This window comes from Nocardia sp. NPDC060259 (genome assembly GCF_042728775.1).
Classification (GTDB): Bacteria; Actinomycetota; Actinomycetes; order Mycobacteriales; family Mycobacteriaceae; genus Nocardia.
The window spans coordinates 53,945-69,193 of the sequence record NZ_JBHXAY010000011.1 but is presented as its reverse complement, the minus strand read 5'-3'; the positions used below and the strand labels follow the sequence as shown (position 1 = coordinate 69,193).

The window sequence follows — 15,249 nt, the reverse complement described above, 5'->3', positions numbered from 1 at the left end:
AGGTAGGACTGATCGGGGGGTTCCATGAAGATCTTCGGTTCCGCTGTATTGCTCGCTCTCGCCGGGTTGATACTGGCCAATTTCTGGCCTGCGGTCGGCATCACTGTTCTCGTCGTCGCGCTGGTCGTGTTCGCCGTCGGGTGCGTGGTCATCGGGCGGACGACGCGTAGCACCAGGCGACGTGGCTGGGGCGCCGGTGCCAGTGGTGCGGGCGGTGCGGGCGGTTTCACCTACTTCGCGTCCGGTGACGGTGGCGGTCACGGCGGCGGTGACGGTGGAGGCTGCGGTGGCGGTGGCGGTGGTGGTTGCGGCGGCGGCAGCTGAGCCGGACGGAGGGCCTGACCGATGGACCGTTCGATGAAGTTGTTCGCCGCGGCGTTCCTCGTCGCGCTCGTCGGCCTGATCGCCACCGACCTCTCGGTGACCGTCGGCGTCGTCCTGCTCGTTCTCGCCGCTGGTCTGCTCGCCGCGGGTGGTCTGCGCTATCGAGTCGAGAATCGCCGCGTGCGCACCGTGCGCCAGTTTCGGCGCATCCACGATGGTGGCCGCCCTGGCCGCCGCGGTATCGATGACGCGGATTCGCTCAGCGACTCCGTCGACCAAGGCGGATATTCCAGCGGCGGTGGTGGCTGCGGTGGTGGCGGCGGCGGTGAGTGAGGCCCGCGATCCCGCGCTGACCTGACGGTGCAGGCCGGTCGAAAGCCGATTGCAAGGACGCGCGCCTACTTTCGGTATCGACAAGACCGGTACTGCAAGGGAGGGCACGTGGCTGAGGTAATCGCGGTATTCGTCGCTTTCATCGTTCTGGGGATGGGGTTCGCGGCAGTCGTGCTGGTGCCGGTCATGATCGTCGTGGCCATCGTCAGGGCGGTGAACGAGTCGCCGGAACGCCGAACCAGGCAAGCGCGCCGTGCGGCGCTCGCTCAGCAGGCGAGGGCACGTAACCGGGGCGGGCGAGGCGGGTCGAGCGGTTGGAGCTCGACCGACAGCAGTTGGTCCAGCGGTAGCGGCTGGTCCAGCGGCAGCGGCTGGTCGAGCGGAAGTGATTCCGGCTCGAGCAGCTCGAGCAGTTGCAGCAGCGGTAGCTCGAGCAGCTGCGGTGGTGGCAGTTCGAGCAGCTGCGGTGGTGGCGGCAGCTGAGCGGTCAGCGCTGGTCGGGTGGGGTGACCTGGTGGGAGAGGGGGCTCCCCGCCGGGTTGACGTAGAGGACCAGGATGCGGACTTCGGTGGCGCCGCGGTTGCGGGCGACGTGGGCGTTGGCGGGGCCGCTCGGCTCGCGGAAGACGTGGCCGCGGGGGTATTCGGCGGGGCCGCGTTCGAGGTAGGGGTGGTCGAGGGTGCCGCGGGTGACCAGTACGAACAGGGTGCCGTCGTGGTAGTGCCATCCGCTGGTGCCGCCGGGTGCGATGCGGGTCCGGCGGACCACGATGTCGTGGCCCGCCAGACGCAGGCGAAGCAGGGTCCGGCTGGCGGTGCCGATCGCCGGTGCCGGGTTGGGGTGGAAGGGCGGGGGTCGCCACCAGGTCATACCGCTATCGAATCACCTGGCCCGATGGAAGCGCCGCGTACAGCGGCCTGGCGGTCATGTCCCGAACTCGTCCGGCAGAACTGGCCGGTGCAGCGGCTCGGCCACCTGGTCACCGCAGGTCCACCAGCGCCGCATGCACGGCGCGGCCCGCGGCGGGGTCGCCGACCGTGAGACGGGCGCTGCCGTCCGGATACGACTTGGCTTTGATGCCGGCGCGGCGGAGTGCGGTGGCGACACCGGGACCCGGGAGATAGAGGAAGTTCGCGTGGCTGCGGTGGACATCGATACCGCAGGCGCGCAGCGACATTCGCAGGGCTTCGCGTTCCATGGTGATCCGGTGGACCCGGTCGCGGAGTTCGTCCTCGGCCGCGTACGCGGCTCGGACCGCGGCGACGGCGGCGGTGGGGATTCCGTAGGGCAGTTGCTGGCGGTGGATGCGTTCGATCAGCTCGCCGCGGCCGACGCAGTACCCGATGCGCAGGCCCGCCAGCCCGTAGGCCTTCGAAAAGGTGCGCAGGATAAGGAGATTCGGGTGCCGGTGGAGCAGGGCGTGCAGGTCGAGGCGGTCGGCCTGGTCGAGGAATTCGACGTAGGCCTCGTCGAGCAGCACCGGAACCCGGGACGGCAGCGCGGCGAGGAAGGATCGCACGGCTGCCGCTTCGAGCAGCGTCCCGGTCGGATTGTGTGGCCTGCACAGCACGACCAGCGCGGTACGCCGGGTCACCGCACGACGGAGCGCCTTCAGATCCTGGTCGCCCTTGCCGTCGAGGGATACCGGAACCAGCGGCATGCCCGCCATCTCCGCCATGATCGGGTATCCGTCGAAAGTCGGTGTGCTGGTGATCAGTTCGCCACCTGCCAGTGTTCGCAGGATCTGCATGGCGACACCGGTGGCGCCCGCGCCGACGACCACGTCGTCGGGCGGCACGCCCAGGTGCTCGGCGATGATCCGCGGCAGCTGCTCCGGCCGGAACTCCGGATACCGGTTCGCGTCGGCGAGGGTGTCGGTGACCGCGGCGAGGATGGAAGGCAGTGGGGGATAGGGGTTCTCACTGAGCGACAGGTCGAACAGCGTCGGCGAGGCGGGGGTGCGGAACCGACGGGAGGGGATCGTCGGTTCCGCCAGGTGGATGGTCATCGCGCCGCGCCCCAGCGCACGGCGGCCGCGCCGGCGAAGTCGCCCGCGTGCGCGAAGGCCGACATCAGCACCACCGACCCGTTGCGCAGCCTGCCCGCCCGGTTCTCCGCATCGAGTGTCACCGGAATGCCTGCGGCGAACAGGTTTCCGCACTCGTCGAAGGTGTCGGGATGACGTTCGGCGGGCAGTTCCAGCGCGTCGTGCCAGTTGCGCAGGAACAGCCGGTTGGGCTGATTGGTGACGAAGGTGTCGATATCGCGGCCCTTCACCCCGATGTGATCGCACACCGCCAGCGCCACCTCGGGGACAAGCCGGTTGCCGCGTGCGAACACCTTGGTGATCTTGGATTCGGTGAAACTCACACAGCCCTGGCCCTCGCCCGGTTCCCAGTACTTGCGCGGGCCGTTGGTGGAGAAGTCCATGTCACCGGCGAATTCGGGATAGGTGCGGCATTCGATGTCGAGGATCGGCGCCGAGTCGTCCTTGCGCAGCAGGCCGATGCCGCAGCCGTCGCCGGGTACCGGGGCCTGGGCGAGTTTGCGGATGTCGGACTGGGTGAACACCGGTCCCGCGCAGTTCTGGGCGGCGACGATCAGCGCGGTGCGTGCGTCGCTGGTGGCCATGATCATGCGGGCCAGCTCCATCATGTGCACGAAGGCCGCGCAGCCGCCGTTGTGCACATCAAGGACGTGCGCCGGTTTCGCGCCGAGTCGCCGGGCCAGCTCGGGGCCGGCGCCCATGACCGGATTGTCGGGCAGCTGGGTGTGGGTGATGAGGATGTCGATCTCGGACGCGAGGTCATCGCCGTGCCGTTCCCGCAGCGGGGCGAAGGCCTGTTCGGCCATGTCGACGGCGGTTTCGTCGCGGGCGATGTGATGGCGTCCGGTGGGGGAGCGGAACATCACGTTCTTCGCCATCCGCTCGGAGCGGGAGTACTGGGTGAAGTAGTCGGTCGGGACCGGATCGCCGGGCAGATAGCTCGCGACGTCGACCAGACTCACCTGCGGGAAATTCACTGCATCCACTCCGGCTTGATCGGCAGCCCGTGAGCCGCGCGGTATTCACAGATGGCCTTGAGGTTGTCCAGCTCCAGCTGGTGACCGGCGGAGAACATCTCCCAGAAATCGCCGACCCACACCGGGCGCTTCGGCGGCGCGGTCTCCGGATAGCCGTTCTCGTCGTAGAACGGGTGCTTGCAGTTGACCCACAGCACCACCGACCCGGGCTTGTCGAACACGACCTGCGCGTCGATCACCCGCATCAGGTAGATCATCCACAGGTGTTCGGACTGGTCCCAGGCGCAGTGGTAGTCGACGGTCATCGCGTCGGGGTGGGCGACGGTCCTGGTGAAACACTTGGTCGTATCGCCGAGCCGGTCGTAGGACAGCCACAGTCCCGGCTCATCGGTCTCGTGGAACCCGCGCAGGCTGTAGGTCCACTCCTCGAGTGAGCGGGTGTCGGCGAGATACTCGAAGACCTCGCGCGGTGGCGCCGCGATGTAGGTCTGCACGGGGCAGTAGTCGCCGTAGATCTGGTCGTGCGGGTACACCGACCGCAGCATGTCCATGATGATCGGCGTGGTCGCCTCCCGATCGGAATTCTCGATGCGCAGGACGCCGGGGATCACCTCCTCGGGGATATCGCTGAGTGCGGGCAGGGCGCTGGCGGTCACGGTGTACTCCTCGCGGCGTCGATGGTCGACAGGAAGGGCAGGAAGGGTGGGATTTCGTCGGGGTCGCACAGGATTTCGAGGAACGAGGGGCCGGTGGCGGCGAAACTGCCGCGCAGGGCTTCGGTGAGGTCATCGGGGGCGTCGACGGTGCGTGCGGGCAGATCGGGGAACATGGCGGCGATGCCTGCTCCCAGCTGTGCTGGGCGGAAACGGTTGAAGCTGTAGCGATTGCGGTAGTAGAGCTGTTCGCGGGTGACGCACATGGCGTGCGCGTTGTTGTTGAACACCACGAAGCTGATCGGCAGATCGTGTTCGATCGCCGTGTGCAGTTCCATGCCGTGCATGTAGAACGCGCCGTCGCCGGCGATCACGATCGTGCGATGCGGACCGTCGGCGGCGTCGTGCCGGGCGAACGCGGAGCCGATCCCCGCGCCGAAGGCGTAACCCATCCCGCCCATCCCGAGGGCGACGACGAAACGTCCACCTTCGGGCACCCTCAGGTAATGCACCACGGACGCGCCGGTGTTACCCGCGTCGGCGAAAATATCGGCGCCGGTCGGCAGTTCGCACTGAATCGCCTCGACGACGGTGCGGTAGCGCAGGCCGGGGCCCGCGGCGCCGGGCACCGGCATGGGGGTGAGGTCGGTGGTCGGTGCGGGGGCGACGGCCGGGGTGGCGTCGAGGCGGGTCAGCAGGTCCCTGATGGTCGCGGCGAGATCGGTCCCGGTGACGTGGAGCGCGGCCGGATACGGCGCCAGCGCGCCGATGCTGAGCAGCGGGAGGTCGGCGATGGCCGACTCGAGGCCTGCGCCGGCGGTGACCGGCAGCCGGGTGCCGACAAGCAGGCAGGCATTCGCCGTGGTCAGCGCCTCGAGAAGCTCGGCGTGGCCCATGCTGCCCGCGACGCCGCAGTAGCCGGGGCCGGTATTGGCGTAGACATCCTTGGCGTCGGGCGCCAGGCCGATCGAGGCGTCCAGCGCGGTGACGAGTTCGATGAGTTCGGCGCGGGCGTTGTCGCGAGCCACCTGATCACCGGCGATGATCACCACCTTGCCGGTGCGCCGGGCGGTGGTGAGTTCTTCGGCGATCGCGTCGGTCGAGGCAGCGGGCGGTGTCGTGGCCGCGGCTGGGTGCCGGGTGACGTTGCCTCGCGATTCTTCGAGGATGTGCTTCGGCATCGACCGCTGCTGAACATCTTTCGGCAGCAGCAGCACAGCCGGACCGCCCGCCCGGGCCGCCGCGACGGCCGCTGCGAACTGCGCGGGCAGATCAGCGGGATCGGTGACCCGCGCGCAGTACCGGCTGACCGTGGCGAACAGCGCTGTCGCGTCGATGGATTCGGCCAGGCCACTCGAATCCTGGAAGGCGCCGTGTCCTTCCAGGCTCGTCGGCGGCTGACCGACAAGAGCCAGCACCGGCACCCGCGAGGTATAGGACTCGGCCAGCCCGGCAACCAGATTCATCGCCCCGCCGCCCGAGGTGGCGGCGACGACGCCGAGGCCGCCGGTGCTGCGCGCGTAGCCGTCGGCCATGGTTGCGGCGGAGAACTCGTGCTTGGCGACGATGCCGACCGGGTGCCCGCCCGCATCGAAGATCGCGTCGTAGAGGTCTTCGATATTGGCGCCGTCGACTCCGAAGATATGGGTTACCCCTAGCGCGGACACCGCCTCGGTCAGGTAGTCGACCACTCTGTCCGGCATCTGCCCTCCTCTTCCGCGTCTATCCGTCGGGTACCCGGTAACCAGTAGGCATCGACGGACGGATCGCCGCGTACACGATGGATACGGGCTGGCTCCGGCGCGGGTTCACCGGGCGCCGAAATCCCCCTCTTGTGTGTACGTATACATCTACGTATAGTGGGTTCATGCCCAACAAGACGATCTACGTAGCCGACGACGATCTGCCCCTGTTCCAGCGGGCGCAGGAGCTCGTCGGCGGCAACATCTCCGGCGCGGTCGTCGCCGCGCTGCGCCGATTCATCGACCTGGAAGAAGGACGCCAGGCGGGTTTCGACGAGATCGTGCTGCAGGTGGGTCGAGACGGCGTGCGGCAGGTGCGGTTTCAGGGCACCCTGCTCGGCGAATGGCGCGACGTCGGCGACGAGCGAGTGCTGCACCAGCGGGTCTACCGCAGCCGCAAAGGCAAGCTCGTGCTGCATACGCACAAGGCGCTGTGGAAGGACTACCCGACCGGCGACGCCGCCGGTGACCTGAAGGACTGGAAGTACTGGCGCCGGATGTTCGGCATCGGCGACCGGCCTTGGGACTGGGGCGATTACGACTACGAAGTCCTCGACGACGTGTCGGATCTGAAGGGCCGCGTCCCCGACAAGCTGTACCGCAAGGTCGAGGACATCCACTCGCATCCGCAGATCGAGGAACTCGACATCTAGGCCCCTGGCCACAACCGCATACCCACACCATCTACCGCAGCCCCTGGGGGCTGTGTCGATGACTCATGCACTTATTCGCAGTAATGAATGAAATTCTCTGGAAAGGGACGACCATGGTCAACTCGGCCATCACCGCACGAGGCCTGCGCAAGGCCTACGGCGACCACACGGTTTTCGACGGCATCGACCTCACCGTCGCCGAGGGCACGATCTTCTCCCTGCTCGGCCCCAACGGCGCCGGCAAGACCACCACGGTGCAGATCCTCACCACGCTGATCGGCGCCGACGGCGGCGAGATCGCGGTCGGCGGCTACGACGTGGTGCACGACCGGGAGGGCGTGCGTGAGCTGATCGGCGTCACCGGGCAGTTCGCCGCCGTCGACGAACTGCTGACCGGCCGCGAGAACCTGCACATGATGGGCGACCTGAACCACCTGTCCCGCCGCGACACCCGCAGCCTGGCCACCGAACTGCTCGAACGCTTCGACCTGGTCGAGGCGGCCGACAAGCCGGCGAGCACCTACTCCGGCGGCATGACCCGCAGGCTCGATCTGGCCATGACGCTGGTCGGGAACCCGCGGGTGATCTTCCTCGACGAGCCGACCACCGGCCTCGACCCGCGCAGCCGCCGCGCCATCTGGGACATCATCCGCGGCCTGGTCGACGACCTCGGCGTCACCGTCTTCCTCACCACCCAGTACCTCGAGGAGGCCGACCAGCTGGCCGACCGCATCGCGGTGCTCGACCACGGCCGCATCGTCGCCGAAGGCACTGCAGCGGAACTGAAGCGGCTGATTCCCGGCGGCCACATCCGCATCGACTTCGCCGATCAGGCCGCCCTGGCCGCGGCCGAGTACGCGCTCGGCCCGTCCGCGCGGGTGCTCGACGGCGGCGACGGCCTCACCCTCGCCGTGCCGAGCGACGGTGGCGTGCGCTCGCTGCGCGCCGTGCTCGATCTGCTCGACGCCGAAAACATCGAAGCGGGCGGCATTTCCGTACACACCCCCAATCTCGACGACGTCTTCCTCACCCTCACCGGCCGCGCCACCATCGAGCAGGAGTCTCTGGCATGAGCACCAATACCGTTGCGAACAAGCACGCCTTCGCCGACACCATGACCATGTTGCGGCGCAACATCATCCACGCCAAGCGCTACCCGAGCATGATCTTCGGCATCCTGATCATGCCGACCGTGCTGCTGCTTGTCTTCAACTACGTCTTCGGTGGGGCGCTGGAGAAGTCCTCCGGCGGCGAGTACATCGACTACCTGGCGCCGGGCATGCTGCTGTTGCTGCCCGCGTACATGACAGTGTCGGTGGCCGTCTCGATCGCCACCGACAAGAGCAAGGGCATCGTGAATCGCTTTCGGGTGATGGCGATCTCGCAGTCGTCGATGCTCACCGGGCACGTGCTCGGTTCGCTCATCCAGGCGCTGGGTGGCATGGCCGTGATGACCGGCATCGCGCTGCTGATCGGCTTCCGGCCGAACGCGAACCTCGTCGAATGGGTGGCCGCCTTCGGTCTGCTCACCCTGGTGACCTTCGCGTTCACCTGGCTCGCCGTCGCCCTCGGCCTGCTCTCGCCCAATCCCGAAAGCGCGAGCAACGCACCGTTTCCGATCGTGATGATGCCGTTCCTCGGCAGCGGCCTTGTCGCCACCGACACCATGCCGATCGGCCTGCGCCAGTTCGCCGAATACCAGCCCTTCACCCCCATCACCGAAACCCTGCGTGGTCTCCTGATGGGAACCGAGATCGGCGCCAACGGCTGGATCTCGCTGGCCTGGTGCGCGGTCATCGCAGGCGGCGGCTACCTCTGGTCCAAGTCCATCTTCCGCAAGCAAGCGAGCTGAAAGTCTCTGCCCAGCAAACGGTCCGGCCCGCAAAGGCCGGACCGTTCTGCGTTCAGACCTGGGCGACCAGGACGGTGCGGCCGGAGTCGATCGAGGTGATCTCGATGGTGCTGATGGATTCCGGTGGGGCGTCGATGGTGCGGTCCACCGTCAGTTCCGTGCCGGGGCCCGCTGGCCATTGGTCGAGGGGGATGCGTTTGTCGTCCGCTGTCACGACCAGGCCGTAGGTCCAGGTGGTGCCGTAGCCGTAGTCGACGCCGCCGTAGCTGCAGGTCATCACCAGGCGGGTGCGGTCGCCGTCGCGGACCAATTTCACCGAGGCGCTGATCGGGGTCTGTACGACGGCCTGCATCTGCTGCTGGGCGACGACCTGTTCGGTGGAGGTGCCGGGGCCCGCGACGGTGACCGTCACCGGCACGGCGATCACCACCGCGGCGGCAGCGGTCGCGACCGCGGTGCCGATCCCGAGCCAGCGGCGGCGCCTGCGACGCTGTGCGGCCGCCGCGGCCAGTGAGGGGAGCAGGTCGGGTACCGGTGGGGACGCGGGTTCGGGCGATTCGATCATCGACAGCGCGGTATCGCGATCGACGAGGGCGAACATGCCAGGCAGGCCCGCCAGCTCGGCGACCGCAGCCTGGCAGTGCGGGCAATCGTGCAGGTGCGCTTCGTATTCGCGGCGCTCGGTGGCACCGAGGGAGCCGAGGACGTAGGCGGCATCCCAGGTGCTGTACTCGTCGGAGAGATCGGTCATCTGTTCGTCACCCCCATCTCCTGTAACGCCAGGCGCATCGCGCGCATGCCGTAGTGCAGGCGCGACTTCACCGTCCCCGGCGGAATGCCGAGCTCGTCGGCGATCTGTGCCATCCCGAGTCCGCGATAGTAGGCGCGCACGATCACCTCGCGATGATCCGGGCTCAGCTTGCTCAGCGCGTCGGCGACCAGCCAGCCGTCCAGCGCCCGGTCGGACTGGTCGGGGCTGACCTGCTCCGGCGGTGTGTCGGTGCCGAACTCGCGGCGGTGGCGCGCGCTGCGGTGCTCGTCGACGGCGAGGTTACGTGCCACGGTGAACAACCACGCGCGCGGTGAGGTCTCGGTCTGTTCCAGCACCGCGGGCCGCTGCCAGGCCCGCAGCAACGTCTCCTGCACGATGTCCTCGGCCCGGCCGGGATCGCGCACCAGGCCGAGGGTGAAACGCCAGAGTGCGGGAGCGTGCTCGGCGTAGAGCGCGCGCATCAGTTCGTCGCGACCGTCGTCCATCGGCGGTCCGGGTCACTGCTCGTCGATATTCATGGTGTCACTCCTGCTCTGTCGAAGGAGTAACGGGATCAGTTGCGTTCGAGTTCAATCGGGTGCGTCGCCAGCAGGGCGAGGGGCAGCGGCTGGCGCCGCAGCACGCTCGCCCACAGGTCGTGGCGGTCGGTGGCGAGCGGATCCGACGGCAGCGCCGAGACAACGACCCAGTCGTCGTTGTCGAGTTCGCCGTCGAGCTGGCCCATCGACCAGCCCGCGTAGCCCGCGAAGATCCGGATGCCCTCGACCAGCGGGCCGATCTCGGCGGGATCGGCGTCCAGGTCGACAAGCACCACCCGGCCGTCGACCCGGCGCAGCCCGCGCACATCGGTGATGTCGGCGCCGGTCCGCAGCGTGCCGAGGCACAGGGCCGCGTCCCGTTTCACCGGACCGCCGATGTACAGGTCGGTCGGGGTGGCGGCCAGCTCGGCCCACAGCGGGAGCACATCGCGCACCGGGGTCTCGCTCGGCCGGTTCAGCACCACGCCGAGACTGCCCGCGTCGTTGTGCTCGATGACGTACACCACGGTCCGCCGGAAAGTCGGTTCAACCAGGTCGATCGCCGACACCAGCAGGTTGCCGGCGCGGACGCCCACCGCGGGGTGCCCGCGCCGCCGGTCATCGCCGTGCCCGTCGCGAGTCCGGCGCTCGTCCGGGTCGTCTCCGCGTGCCACCGAGCCATCATCGCATTGGTACGGTGTCGCGCGCTCCCCGCGGACCGCTCTGGACCGGAAATATTCTCGCCGAAACGGTCGCGGGCGCGCCCGGTAGGGTCGCGGCATGCACTCGCCCGAGGTCCTGCTCGAGAACAGCGACGCCGTGTACGACTACTACCTGCGACATCAGCAGAATCGCTGGAAGGCGCTGGGTGGCTATGCCATCCTGGCCCGCCGGTTCCGGCCGCGGGTGGCCTTCGCCGATGACGCGAAACAACAGCTCGAGGCGCTGATCCGCAGCGGCCGCCCGGTCGTCTACGCGATCAATCACCTGTCGAACAACGACCCGTACACCGTCGCGGCGACCGCGTGGTACTCACCGTTGCGCCGACGGATCGGCCGGGTGCGGGTGCTGGCCAAGGACGAACTGTTCATCGATCCCGACCAGCGCCGCAAGGTCGACATGATGGGCGGCATCCCCGTCTTCCGCGGGCGCGACCACGGCATCAGGGCCGTCAACGCCGCAGGTCAGCGCATGATGGACATCTGCGCGCAGCGCCTGGCCGCCGGTGATCACCTGGCGGTCTTCCCCGAGGGCACCTGCAACCACGTCGATCCGGCGAAGGTGCAGCCCGTCGGCAGCGGGATCGGTCATATCGCGTTCCGCGCGGCCAAGCTGAACGCGCCGCCCGCGCTGGTCGCCCTCGCGATGAGCTACGGACCGCGACCCGATCCGACGGTGGAACCCACCGCGGAGGAGGCCGTCTCGGCGCGGTTCATGTTCCGTGCGCCGGTGCTGGAGCTTCCGCAGCGGCCCGCCGACATCGCCCGGCTCGTCAAGGAGGAATTGCAGCTGGCCGTCGACGGTGCCGTCGCGAGCTACTGAGGCAGCCCGAACAGCTCCCTGGCCCGCTGCGGCACCAGCGAGATGTAGGCGGGATGGGTCTTGACGAAATGCAGGACCACCGGACACAGCGGCAGCACGCCGAATCCTTCGGCGCGGCTGGTGTCGAGCGCGGCCTGGGTGAGCGCGTTCGCCATGCCCTGACCCTCGAACCGGGGATAGATCTCGGTGTGCACGAGGGCACGCTCGGCCCCGGTGTCCTGGTACTCGATATAGCCGGCGGGAGCCCCGTCGGCGGTGAGTTCGAACCGCTCGAGTGCGGTGTTGTTGCGGACCTCGGTCGCCATGCGTCGAAACTACCCCGGTCAGCGGCCGGGCCGGTGTGGTCTGCGTATGGCGGGTTCGGGCCGGAGCCGTGACAATGTCGGGATGACGGACCGACCACGTGTGGTGCTCGCCCCCGACAAGTTCAAGGGTTCGCTCACCGCGCCCGAGGTCGCCGCGGCGCTGGCGACCGGGATCCATCGCCGCGCGCCGGGCGCCGACGTGCAGTGCGTGCCGGTGGCCGACGGCGGGGACGGGATGGTCGACGCCTTCGTCGCGGCGGGCTGGCAGCGGGTCGAGGTGCCGGCGCCGGGCCCGACCGGTGCGCCGGAGCGCGCGGTCTACGCCGTGCGTGGTGACACCGCCGTCGTCGAACTGGCGGCCGCGGTCGGGGTGGCCAAGCTGCCAGGCGGCAGGCTCGACCCGATCGGGGCGAACACCTTCGGCCTCGGTGTCGTGGTCGCGCACGCGCTCGACAACGGCGCCCGCGAGGTGGTGCTCGGGCTCGGCGGCAGCGCGTCCACCGACGGTGGCGCCGGCCTGCTGCGCGCGCTCGGGCTGCGCCTGCTCGACCGGGACGGGCGCGAGTTGGGCGGTGCACCCAGCGATGTGGTCGCCCTGCTCAGCAGCGTGGTCACGGTCGATCGGTCCGGGCTGCACCCGGCGATCGCGCAGACCAGATTCACGCTGGCCTGCGATGTGGACAATCCGCTGCTCGGCCCCGCTGGTGCGGTCGCGGTGTACGCGCCGCAGAAGGGCGCCGACCAGGCGCAGATGCGGGAACTGGAAGCGGCGCTGACCAATTGGGCCGCGGTGCTCGGCACCGGCTATGCCGAGATCGGTGGGTCGGGCGCGGCGGGCGGTACCGGATTCGGTGTGCTGGCCGTCCTCGGCGCGCAGGTTCGCAGCGGTATCGATGTGCTGCTCGACCTGCTGAAATTCCCCGCCCTGGTGGACGGCGCCACGCTGGTGGTCACCGGCGAGGGGTCGCTGGACCATCAGAGCATGCACGGCAAGGCGCCGGTCGGAGTCGCCGCGGCGGCCAAGGCCGCCGGTGTCCCGGTGGTCGCCGCCGTCGGGCGAACGCTGTTGTCTCCCGGCGAGATCCGTGCCGCCGGATTCGCCGGGTGCTACGCGCTCAGCGATCTCGAACCCAATCCGCGCCTGTCGATCAGGAACGCGGCGGCACTGCTCGAACGGGTCGGTGAGCGGATTGCTTTGGAGCGCTGGTGATTCCATAGCCGGACCGCGTCGCTCGCGCCCGCCCGGCGCGCCGCATCACATCGCGACAGTGGCAGTGCGCACCGGCGCGACCGGTGCCTGGGTGCGGGTGTTCGCGGTGAGTGCGACGCGGTGCGCGTCGCCCCACGCCTCGAGCGGTACCAGCGCCAGCCGCAGGGTTTCCCCGAGATCGGTCAGCGAGTACTCCACCCGCGGCGGGATCTCGGGATAGATCTCCCGGTGCACCACGCCCGTGCTCTCGAGGTGCCGCAGGTTCTCCGCGAGCACCTTCTCGCTCACCCCGTCGAGCATGCGCCTGATCTGCCCGAACCGCTGCGGTCCGCTGCCGAGCACCCACATCAGGTGCAGTCGCCACTTGCCGCCGACGACGTCGATGGCCAGGCTCATGCCACACACATCGTGATCCGCGTCACTGCTCATGTCCGGTGCACCCTTCTGACCGTATTTCGAACCTCTGGGTAAGCAACCGTACGTCGACGTTCGGTCTTCCCCGACGATACCCGCGCGACCACCATGGATCCCGGCGCCGCAACCAGCAAGCATCGAGAACCGAAGGGGCAGCACATGTCCGAGCAGAGCAAGACCCGTTCCGTATCCGTCCTCGGTCTCGGCCCGATGGGCCAGGCCATGGTCAGGGCCTTCCTGGCGGCCGGCGTCGAGGTCACCGTGTGGAACCGCAGCACGGCGAAGGTCGACGCGATGGTGGAGCTCGGCGCCAAACGCGCCGACTCGGTGGCCGAGGCGCTCGCCGCGAACGAGGTGTCGGTGCTGAGCCTGACCCACTACGCCGCCATGTACGACGTCCTCGCTCAGGCGCCGGAAGCCTTGGCGGGCAAGGTGATCGCCAACCTGTCGTCGGATTCGCCGGAGAAAGCGCGAGCCGGTGCGGCCTGGGTCCGCGAACGCGGCGCGGAGTTCCTCTCCGGCGGGGTGATGTCGGCGGGCGACAATATCGAACATCCCGCGTCCTACATCTTCTACAGCGGCCCGAAGGCGGTGTTCGACGCGCACGCCGAGCTGCTGCGCCCGCTCAGCCCGCAGGAGTACCTCGGCGCCGACGACGGCCTCGCGCAGGTCTTCTACCAGGCGCTATTGATCACCTTCCACCCCTGGCTGCTGTCCTTCGACCAGGCGACCGCGATGATCGCGAAGTCCGGTCACGACATCGCCCAGTTCGTGCCGTTCGCGATCCGCTCCAGCGAGGCGTACCCGTACTTCATGGAGCAGTTCTCGGTCGCCAACCAGAACGGCGGCTGGGCGGATCTGGCGACACTGAAGATGATGGTCGCCGGCGCCCAGCACATCATCGACGCCAGCGAGGAAGTCGGCGTCGACGCGGGGTTCTCGCACCTGTCGCAGCAGTACTGGCGCAAGGCGGTCGCCGCCAGCGAGGCGGCGGGCAAGCCGGTCTCGACCTACGAATTGTTCCGTGGCACAGACTGATCCGACGACTCTCGCCCGGCACACGAGGTGCCGGGCGAGTGTGGTGTCATCCAGTCTCGAGGTGCCGCCACGATCCGTCGATCTCGATCGCGACGGCCTCGGCGGGCAGCAACGCCGAGCGCATGCCGAGGCCGAGCCAGTACATCGAGAACAGCTGGGCGAGGCTCTGCAACCAGCCAGGCAGCGCGGTGATCGGGTACCGGATACCGGAGATCGCGATCATCCCCATCAGCGGCAATGTCAGCAAGATGTTGTTGCTTGATAAATCGGGCATTCCAGACAACGAGAGCACTGCTCTTGACAATCGATCGAGCAGCGCGCATGCTTTAACTCAACAGAGAGCAGTGCTCACAGTTCAGGAGTGATCAAGATGGACAACGCCACCCGCTACCTCGGCCCCACCGGTTTCGACCCGATCATGAACAAGATCGCCAACCTGCTGCCCAAGCTGGGGATCAGCGTCATGGGTTCGCGGCTGCTTGCCGTGCGCGGCCGCAAGAGCGGGGAATGGCGTACCACCATGGTCAACGTGATGACCGGCGCCGACGGCGCGCGCTACCTGGTCGCCCCGCGCGGACACACCCAGTGGGTGCGCAACCTGCGCGTCGCGGGCGACGGCGAACTGCGTCTCGGCCGCAAGGTGGAGCCCTTCGCCGCCACGGAGGTCGCCGACGCCGACAAGGTCCCGCTGCTGCGGCTCTACCTGGAGAAGTGGGGCTGGGAGGTCGGCAAGTTCTTCGAAGGTGTCGACAAGAACGCCACCGACGAACAGCTCGCTGCCATCGCCCCTGGCTTCCCGGTATTCCGTCTCGCCTGATCAGGCGGGCACATGGGTAACTTCTCGGGCACGGGCTAACCTGCCCAGCAT

General features: G+C 68.5%; 20 protein-coding genes. 9 read left to right on the top strand and 11 right to left on the bottom strand.

Going from position 1 to position 15,249, the window contains the following annotated elements; all coding sequences use genetic code 11:
- Window positions 1-24: 24 nt before the first annotated feature.
- Entirely contained in the window at window positions 25-324 is a 300-nt protein-coding gene (locus ACFWF2_RS07570) for a hypothetical protein (protein WP_379305650.1), read from the top strand.
- A gap of 33 nt (window positions 325-357) precedes the next feature.
- Window positions 358-657: a hypothetical protein gene (locus tag ACFWF2_RS07565; RefSeq protein WP_379305648.1), complete on the top strand. Its 300-nt coding sequence runs from the start codon at window positions 358-360 to the stop codon at window positions 655-657.
- Between the two features lie 487 nt (window positions 658-1,144).
- On the opposite strand, the gene ACFWF2_RS07560 is transcribed toward ACFWF2_RS07565, so the two are convergent.
- From ACFWF2_RS07560 to ACFWF2_RS07540, 5 genes are all read right to left on the bottom strand, one after another.
- Window positions 1,145-1,528, bottom strand: a complete 384-nt coding sequence (locus tag ACFWF2_RS07560) for a cupin domain-containing protein (protein WP_379305646.1) — start codon at window positions 1,526-1,528, stop codon at window positions 1,145-1,147.
- A 109-nt stretch (window positions 1,529-1,637) separates the two neighbouring features.
- On the bottom strand, window positions 1,638-2,666 hold the full coding sequence (locus ACFWF2_RS07555) for a pyridoxal phosphate-dependent aminotransferase (protein WP_379305644.1): 1,029 nt from the start codon (window positions 2,664-2,666) through the stop codon (window positions 1,638-1,640).
- Complete coding sequence (locus ACFWF2_RS07550; RefSeq protein ID WP_379305725.1) at window positions 2,663-3,682, bottom strand: 3-oxoacyl-ACP synthase III family protein; 1,020 nt, start codon at window positions 3,680-3,682, stop codon at window positions 2,663-2,665. The genes ACFWF2_RS07555 and ACFWF2_RS07550 overlap by 4 nt, the downstream gene beginning before the upstream one ends.
- Complete coding sequence (locus ACFWF2_RS07545; RefSeq protein WP_379305642.1) at window positions 3,679-4,338, bottom strand: SRPBCC family protein; 660 nt, start codon at window positions 4,336-4,338, stop codon at window positions 3,679-3,681. Before ACFWF2_RS07545 ends, ACFWF2_RS07550 begins: the two co-directional genes overlap by 4 nt.
- Window positions 4,335-6,038 carry a thiamine pyrophosphate-binding protein gene (locus ACFWF2_RS07540; protein ID WP_379305640.1) on the bottom strand — a complete coding sequence of 568 codons (1,704 nt, stop codon included), beginning with the start codon at window positions 6,036-6,038 and terminating at the stop codon, window positions 4,335-4,337. Before ACFWF2_RS07540 ends, ACFWF2_RS07545 begins: the two co-directional genes overlap by 4 nt.
- Before the next feature lie 164 nt (window positions 6,039-6,202).
- Here ACFWF2_RS07540 and ACFWF2_RS07535 point away from each other — a divergent pair, with 164 nt between their 5' ends.
- The 3 genes from ACFWF2_RS07535 (at window position 6,203) to ACFWF2_RS07525 (ending at window position 8,582) form a co-directional block, all read left to right on the top strand.
- Window positions 6,203-6,730, top strand: coding sequence for an EXLDI protein (locus tag ACFWF2_RS07535; RefSeq protein WP_379305638.1), 528 nt, complete (start codon window positions 6,203-6,205; stop codon window positions 6,728-6,730).
- A 113-nt stretch (window positions 6,731-6,843) separates the two neighbouring features.
- The gene (locus ACFWF2_RS07530) at window positions 6,844-7,803 is read left to right on the top strand and encodes an ATP-binding cassette domain-containing protein (RefSeq protein ID WP_379305636.1); all 960 of its coding nucleotides are present in this window, start codon (window positions 6,844-6,846) and stop codon (window positions 7,801-7,803) included.
- Window positions 7,800-8,582 (top strand): ABC transporter permease, encoded by a 783-nt coding sequence (locus ACFWF2_RS07525; protein WP_379305634.1) that lies wholly within the window; start codon window positions 7,800-7,802, stop codon window positions 8,580-8,582. Before ACFWF2_RS07530 ends, ACFWF2_RS07525 begins: the two co-directional genes overlap by 4 nt.
- A gap of 52 nt (window positions 8,583-8,634) precedes the next feature.
- Here the strand turns inward: ACFWF2_RS07525 and ACFWF2_RS07520 are convergent, their stop codons facing one another.
- The 3 genes from ACFWF2_RS07520 to ACFWF2_RS07510 all read right to left on the bottom strand — a co-directional run bounded on the left by ACFWF2_RS07520 (window position 8,635) and on the right by ACFWF2_RS07510 (window position 10,546).
- Window positions 8,635-9,333 carry a zf-HC2 domain-containing protein gene (locus ACFWF2_RS07520; protein WP_379305632.1) on the bottom strand — a complete coding sequence of 233 codons (699 nt, stop codon included), beginning with the start codon at window positions 9,331-9,333 and terminating at the stop codon, window positions 8,635-8,637.
- On the bottom strand, window positions 9,330-9,839 hold the full coding sequence (locus ACFWF2_RS07515; RefSeq protein WP_379305630.1) for a sigma-70 family RNA polymerase sigma factor: 510 nt from the start codon (window positions 9,837-9,839) through the stop codon (window positions 9,330-9,332). The genes ACFWF2_RS07520 and ACFWF2_RS07515 overlap by 4 nt, the downstream gene beginning before the upstream one ends.
- A gap of 68 nt (window positions 9,840-9,907) precedes the next feature.
- Window positions 9,908-10,546: a YqgE/AlgH family protein gene (locus ACFWF2_RS07510; protein WP_379305628.1), complete on the bottom strand. Its 639-nt coding sequence runs from the start codon at window positions 10,544-10,546 to the stop codon at window positions 9,908-9,910.
- Window positions 10,547-10,652: 106 nt separating this feature from the next.
- Between ACFWF2_RS07510 and ACFWF2_RS07505 the strand changes: the two genes are divergently transcribed.
- Complete coding sequence (locus ACFWF2_RS07505; RefSeq protein ID WP_379305626.1) at window positions 10,653-11,414, top strand: lysophospholipid acyltransferase family protein; 762 nt, start codon at window positions 10,653-10,655, stop codon at window positions 11,412-11,414.
- Here ACFWF2_RS07505 and ACFWF2_RS07500 read toward each other — a convergent pair.
- On the bottom strand, window positions 11,408-11,719 hold the full coding sequence (locus tag ACFWF2_RS07500; RefSeq protein WP_379305624.1) for a GNAT family N-acetyltransferase: 312 nt from the start codon (window positions 11,717-11,719) through the stop codon (window positions 11,408-11,410). The two genes, ACFWF2_RS07505 and ACFWF2_RS07500, sit on opposite strands and share 7 nt — an antisense overlap.
- Window positions 11,720-11,801: 82 nt before the next feature.
- On the opposite strand from ACFWF2_RS07500, the gene ACFWF2_RS07495 reads away from it, so the two are divergent.
- A complete protein-coding gene (locus ACFWF2_RS07495; protein ID WP_379305622.1) occupies window positions 11,802-12,929 on the top strand; it encodes a glycerate kinase in 1,128 nt (375 codons plus the stop codon).
- A gap of 45 nt (window positions 12,930-12,974) precedes the next feature.
- Here the strand turns inward: ACFWF2_RS07495 and ACFWF2_RS07490 are convergent, their stop codons facing one another.
- Window positions 12,975-13,358, bottom strand: coding sequence for a winged helix-turn-helix transcriptional regulator (locus ACFWF2_RS07490; protein WP_379305620.1), 384 nt, complete (start codon window positions 13,356-13,358; stop codon window positions 12,975-12,977).
- Between the two features lie 93 nt (window positions 13,359-13,451).
- Between ACFWF2_RS07490 and ACFWF2_RS07485 the strand changes: the two genes are divergently transcribed.
- A complete protein-coding gene (locus ACFWF2_RS07485; RefSeq protein WP_379305618.1) occupies window positions 13,452-14,381 on the top strand; it encodes an NAD(P)-dependent oxidoreductase in 930 nt (309 codons plus the stop codon).
- A 46-nt stretch (window positions 14,382-14,427) separates the two neighbouring features.
- Here the strand turns inward: ACFWF2_RS07485 and ACFWF2_RS07480 are convergent, their stop codons facing one another.
- Window positions 14,428-14,655, bottom strand: coding sequence for a hypothetical protein (locus tag ACFWF2_RS07480; protein ID WP_379305616.1), 228 nt, complete (start codon window positions 14,653-14,655; stop codon window positions 14,428-14,430).
- 96 nt (window positions 14,656-14,751) lie between these two features.
- Between ACFWF2_RS07480 and ACFWF2_RS07475 the strand changes: the two genes are divergently transcribed.
- Complete coding sequence (locus ACFWF2_RS07475; protein ID WP_379305723.1) at window positions 14,752-15,198, top strand: nitroreductase/quinone reductase family protein; 447 nt, start codon at window positions 14,752-14,754, stop codon at window positions 15,196-15,198.
- Window positions 15,199-15,249 lie beyond the last annotated feature (51 nt).

Excerpts from the sequence above, each read along its gene's own strand:
- ACFWF2_RS07570 (WP_379305650.1), top strand. The coding sequence starts at position 25 with ATGAAGATCTTCGGTTCCGCTGTATTGCTCGCTCTCGCCGGGTTGATA.
- ACFWF2_RS07565 (WP_379305648.1), top strand. The coding sequence starts at position 358 with ATGAAGTTGTTCGCCGCGGCGTTCCTCGTCGCGCTCGTCGGCCTGATC.
- ACFWF2_RS07560 (WP_379305646.1), bottom strand. The coding sequence starts at position 1,528 with ATGACCTGGTGGCGACCCCCGCCCTTCCACCCCAACCCGGCACCGGCG.
- ACFWF2_RS07555 (WP_379305644.1), bottom strand. The coding sequence starts at position 2,666 with ATGACCATCCACCTGGCGGAACCGACGATCCCCTCCCGTCGGTTCCGC.
- ACFWF2_RS07540 (WP_379305640.1), bottom strand. The coding sequence starts at position 6,038 with ATGCCGGACAGAGTGGTCGACTACCTGACCGAGGCGGTGTCCGCGCTA.
- ACFWF2_RS07535 (WP_379305638.1), top strand. The coding sequence starts at position 6,203 with ATGCCCAACAAGACGATCTACGTAGCCGACGACGATCTGCCCCTGTTC.
- ACFWF2_RS07530 (WP_379305636.1), top strand. The coding sequence starts at position 6,844 with ATGGTCAACTCGGCCATCACCGCACGAGGCCTGCGCAAGGCCTACGGC.
- ACFWF2_RS07525 (WP_379305634.1), top strand. The coding sequence starts at position 7,800 with ATGAGCACCAATACCGTTGCGAACAAGCACGCCTTCGCCGACACCATG.
- ACFWF2_RS07520 (WP_379305632.1), bottom strand. The coding sequence starts at position 9,333 with ATGACCGATCTCTCCGACGAGTACAGCACCTGGGATGCCGCCTACGTC.
- ACFWF2_RS07515 (WP_379305630.1), bottom strand. The coding sequence starts at position 9,839 with ATGGACGACGGTCGCGACGAACTGATGCGCGCGCTCTACGCCGAGCAC.
- ACFWF2_RS07505 (WP_379305626.1), top strand. The coding sequence starts at position 10,653 with ATGCACTCGCCCGAGGTCCTGCTCGAGAACAGCGACGCCGTGTACGAC.
- ACFWF2_RS07500 (WP_379305624.1), bottom strand. The coding sequence starts at position 11,719 with ATGGCGACCGAGGTCCGCAACAACACCGCACTCGAGCGGTTCGAACTC.
- ACFWF2_RS07495 (WP_379305622.1), top strand. The coding sequence starts at position 11,802 with ATGACGGACCGACCACGTGTGGTGCTCGCCCCCGACAAGTTCAAGGGT.
- ACFWF2_RS07490 (WP_379305620.1), bottom strand. The coding sequence starts at position 13,358 with ATGAGCAGTGACGCGGATCACGATGTGTGTGGCATGAGCCTGGCCATC.
- ACFWF2_RS07485 (WP_379305618.1), top strand. The coding sequence starts at position 13,452 with ATGGATCCCGGCGCCGCAACCAGCAAGCATCGAGAACCGAAGGGGCAG.
- ACFWF2_RS07480 (WP_379305616.1), bottom strand. The coding sequence starts at position 14,655 with ATGCCCGATTTATCAAGCAACAACATCTTGCTGACATTGCCGCTGATG.
- ACFWF2_RS07475 (WP_379305723.1), top strand. The coding sequence starts at position 14,752 with ATGGACAACGCCACCCGCTACCTCGGCCCCACCGGTTTCGACCCGATC.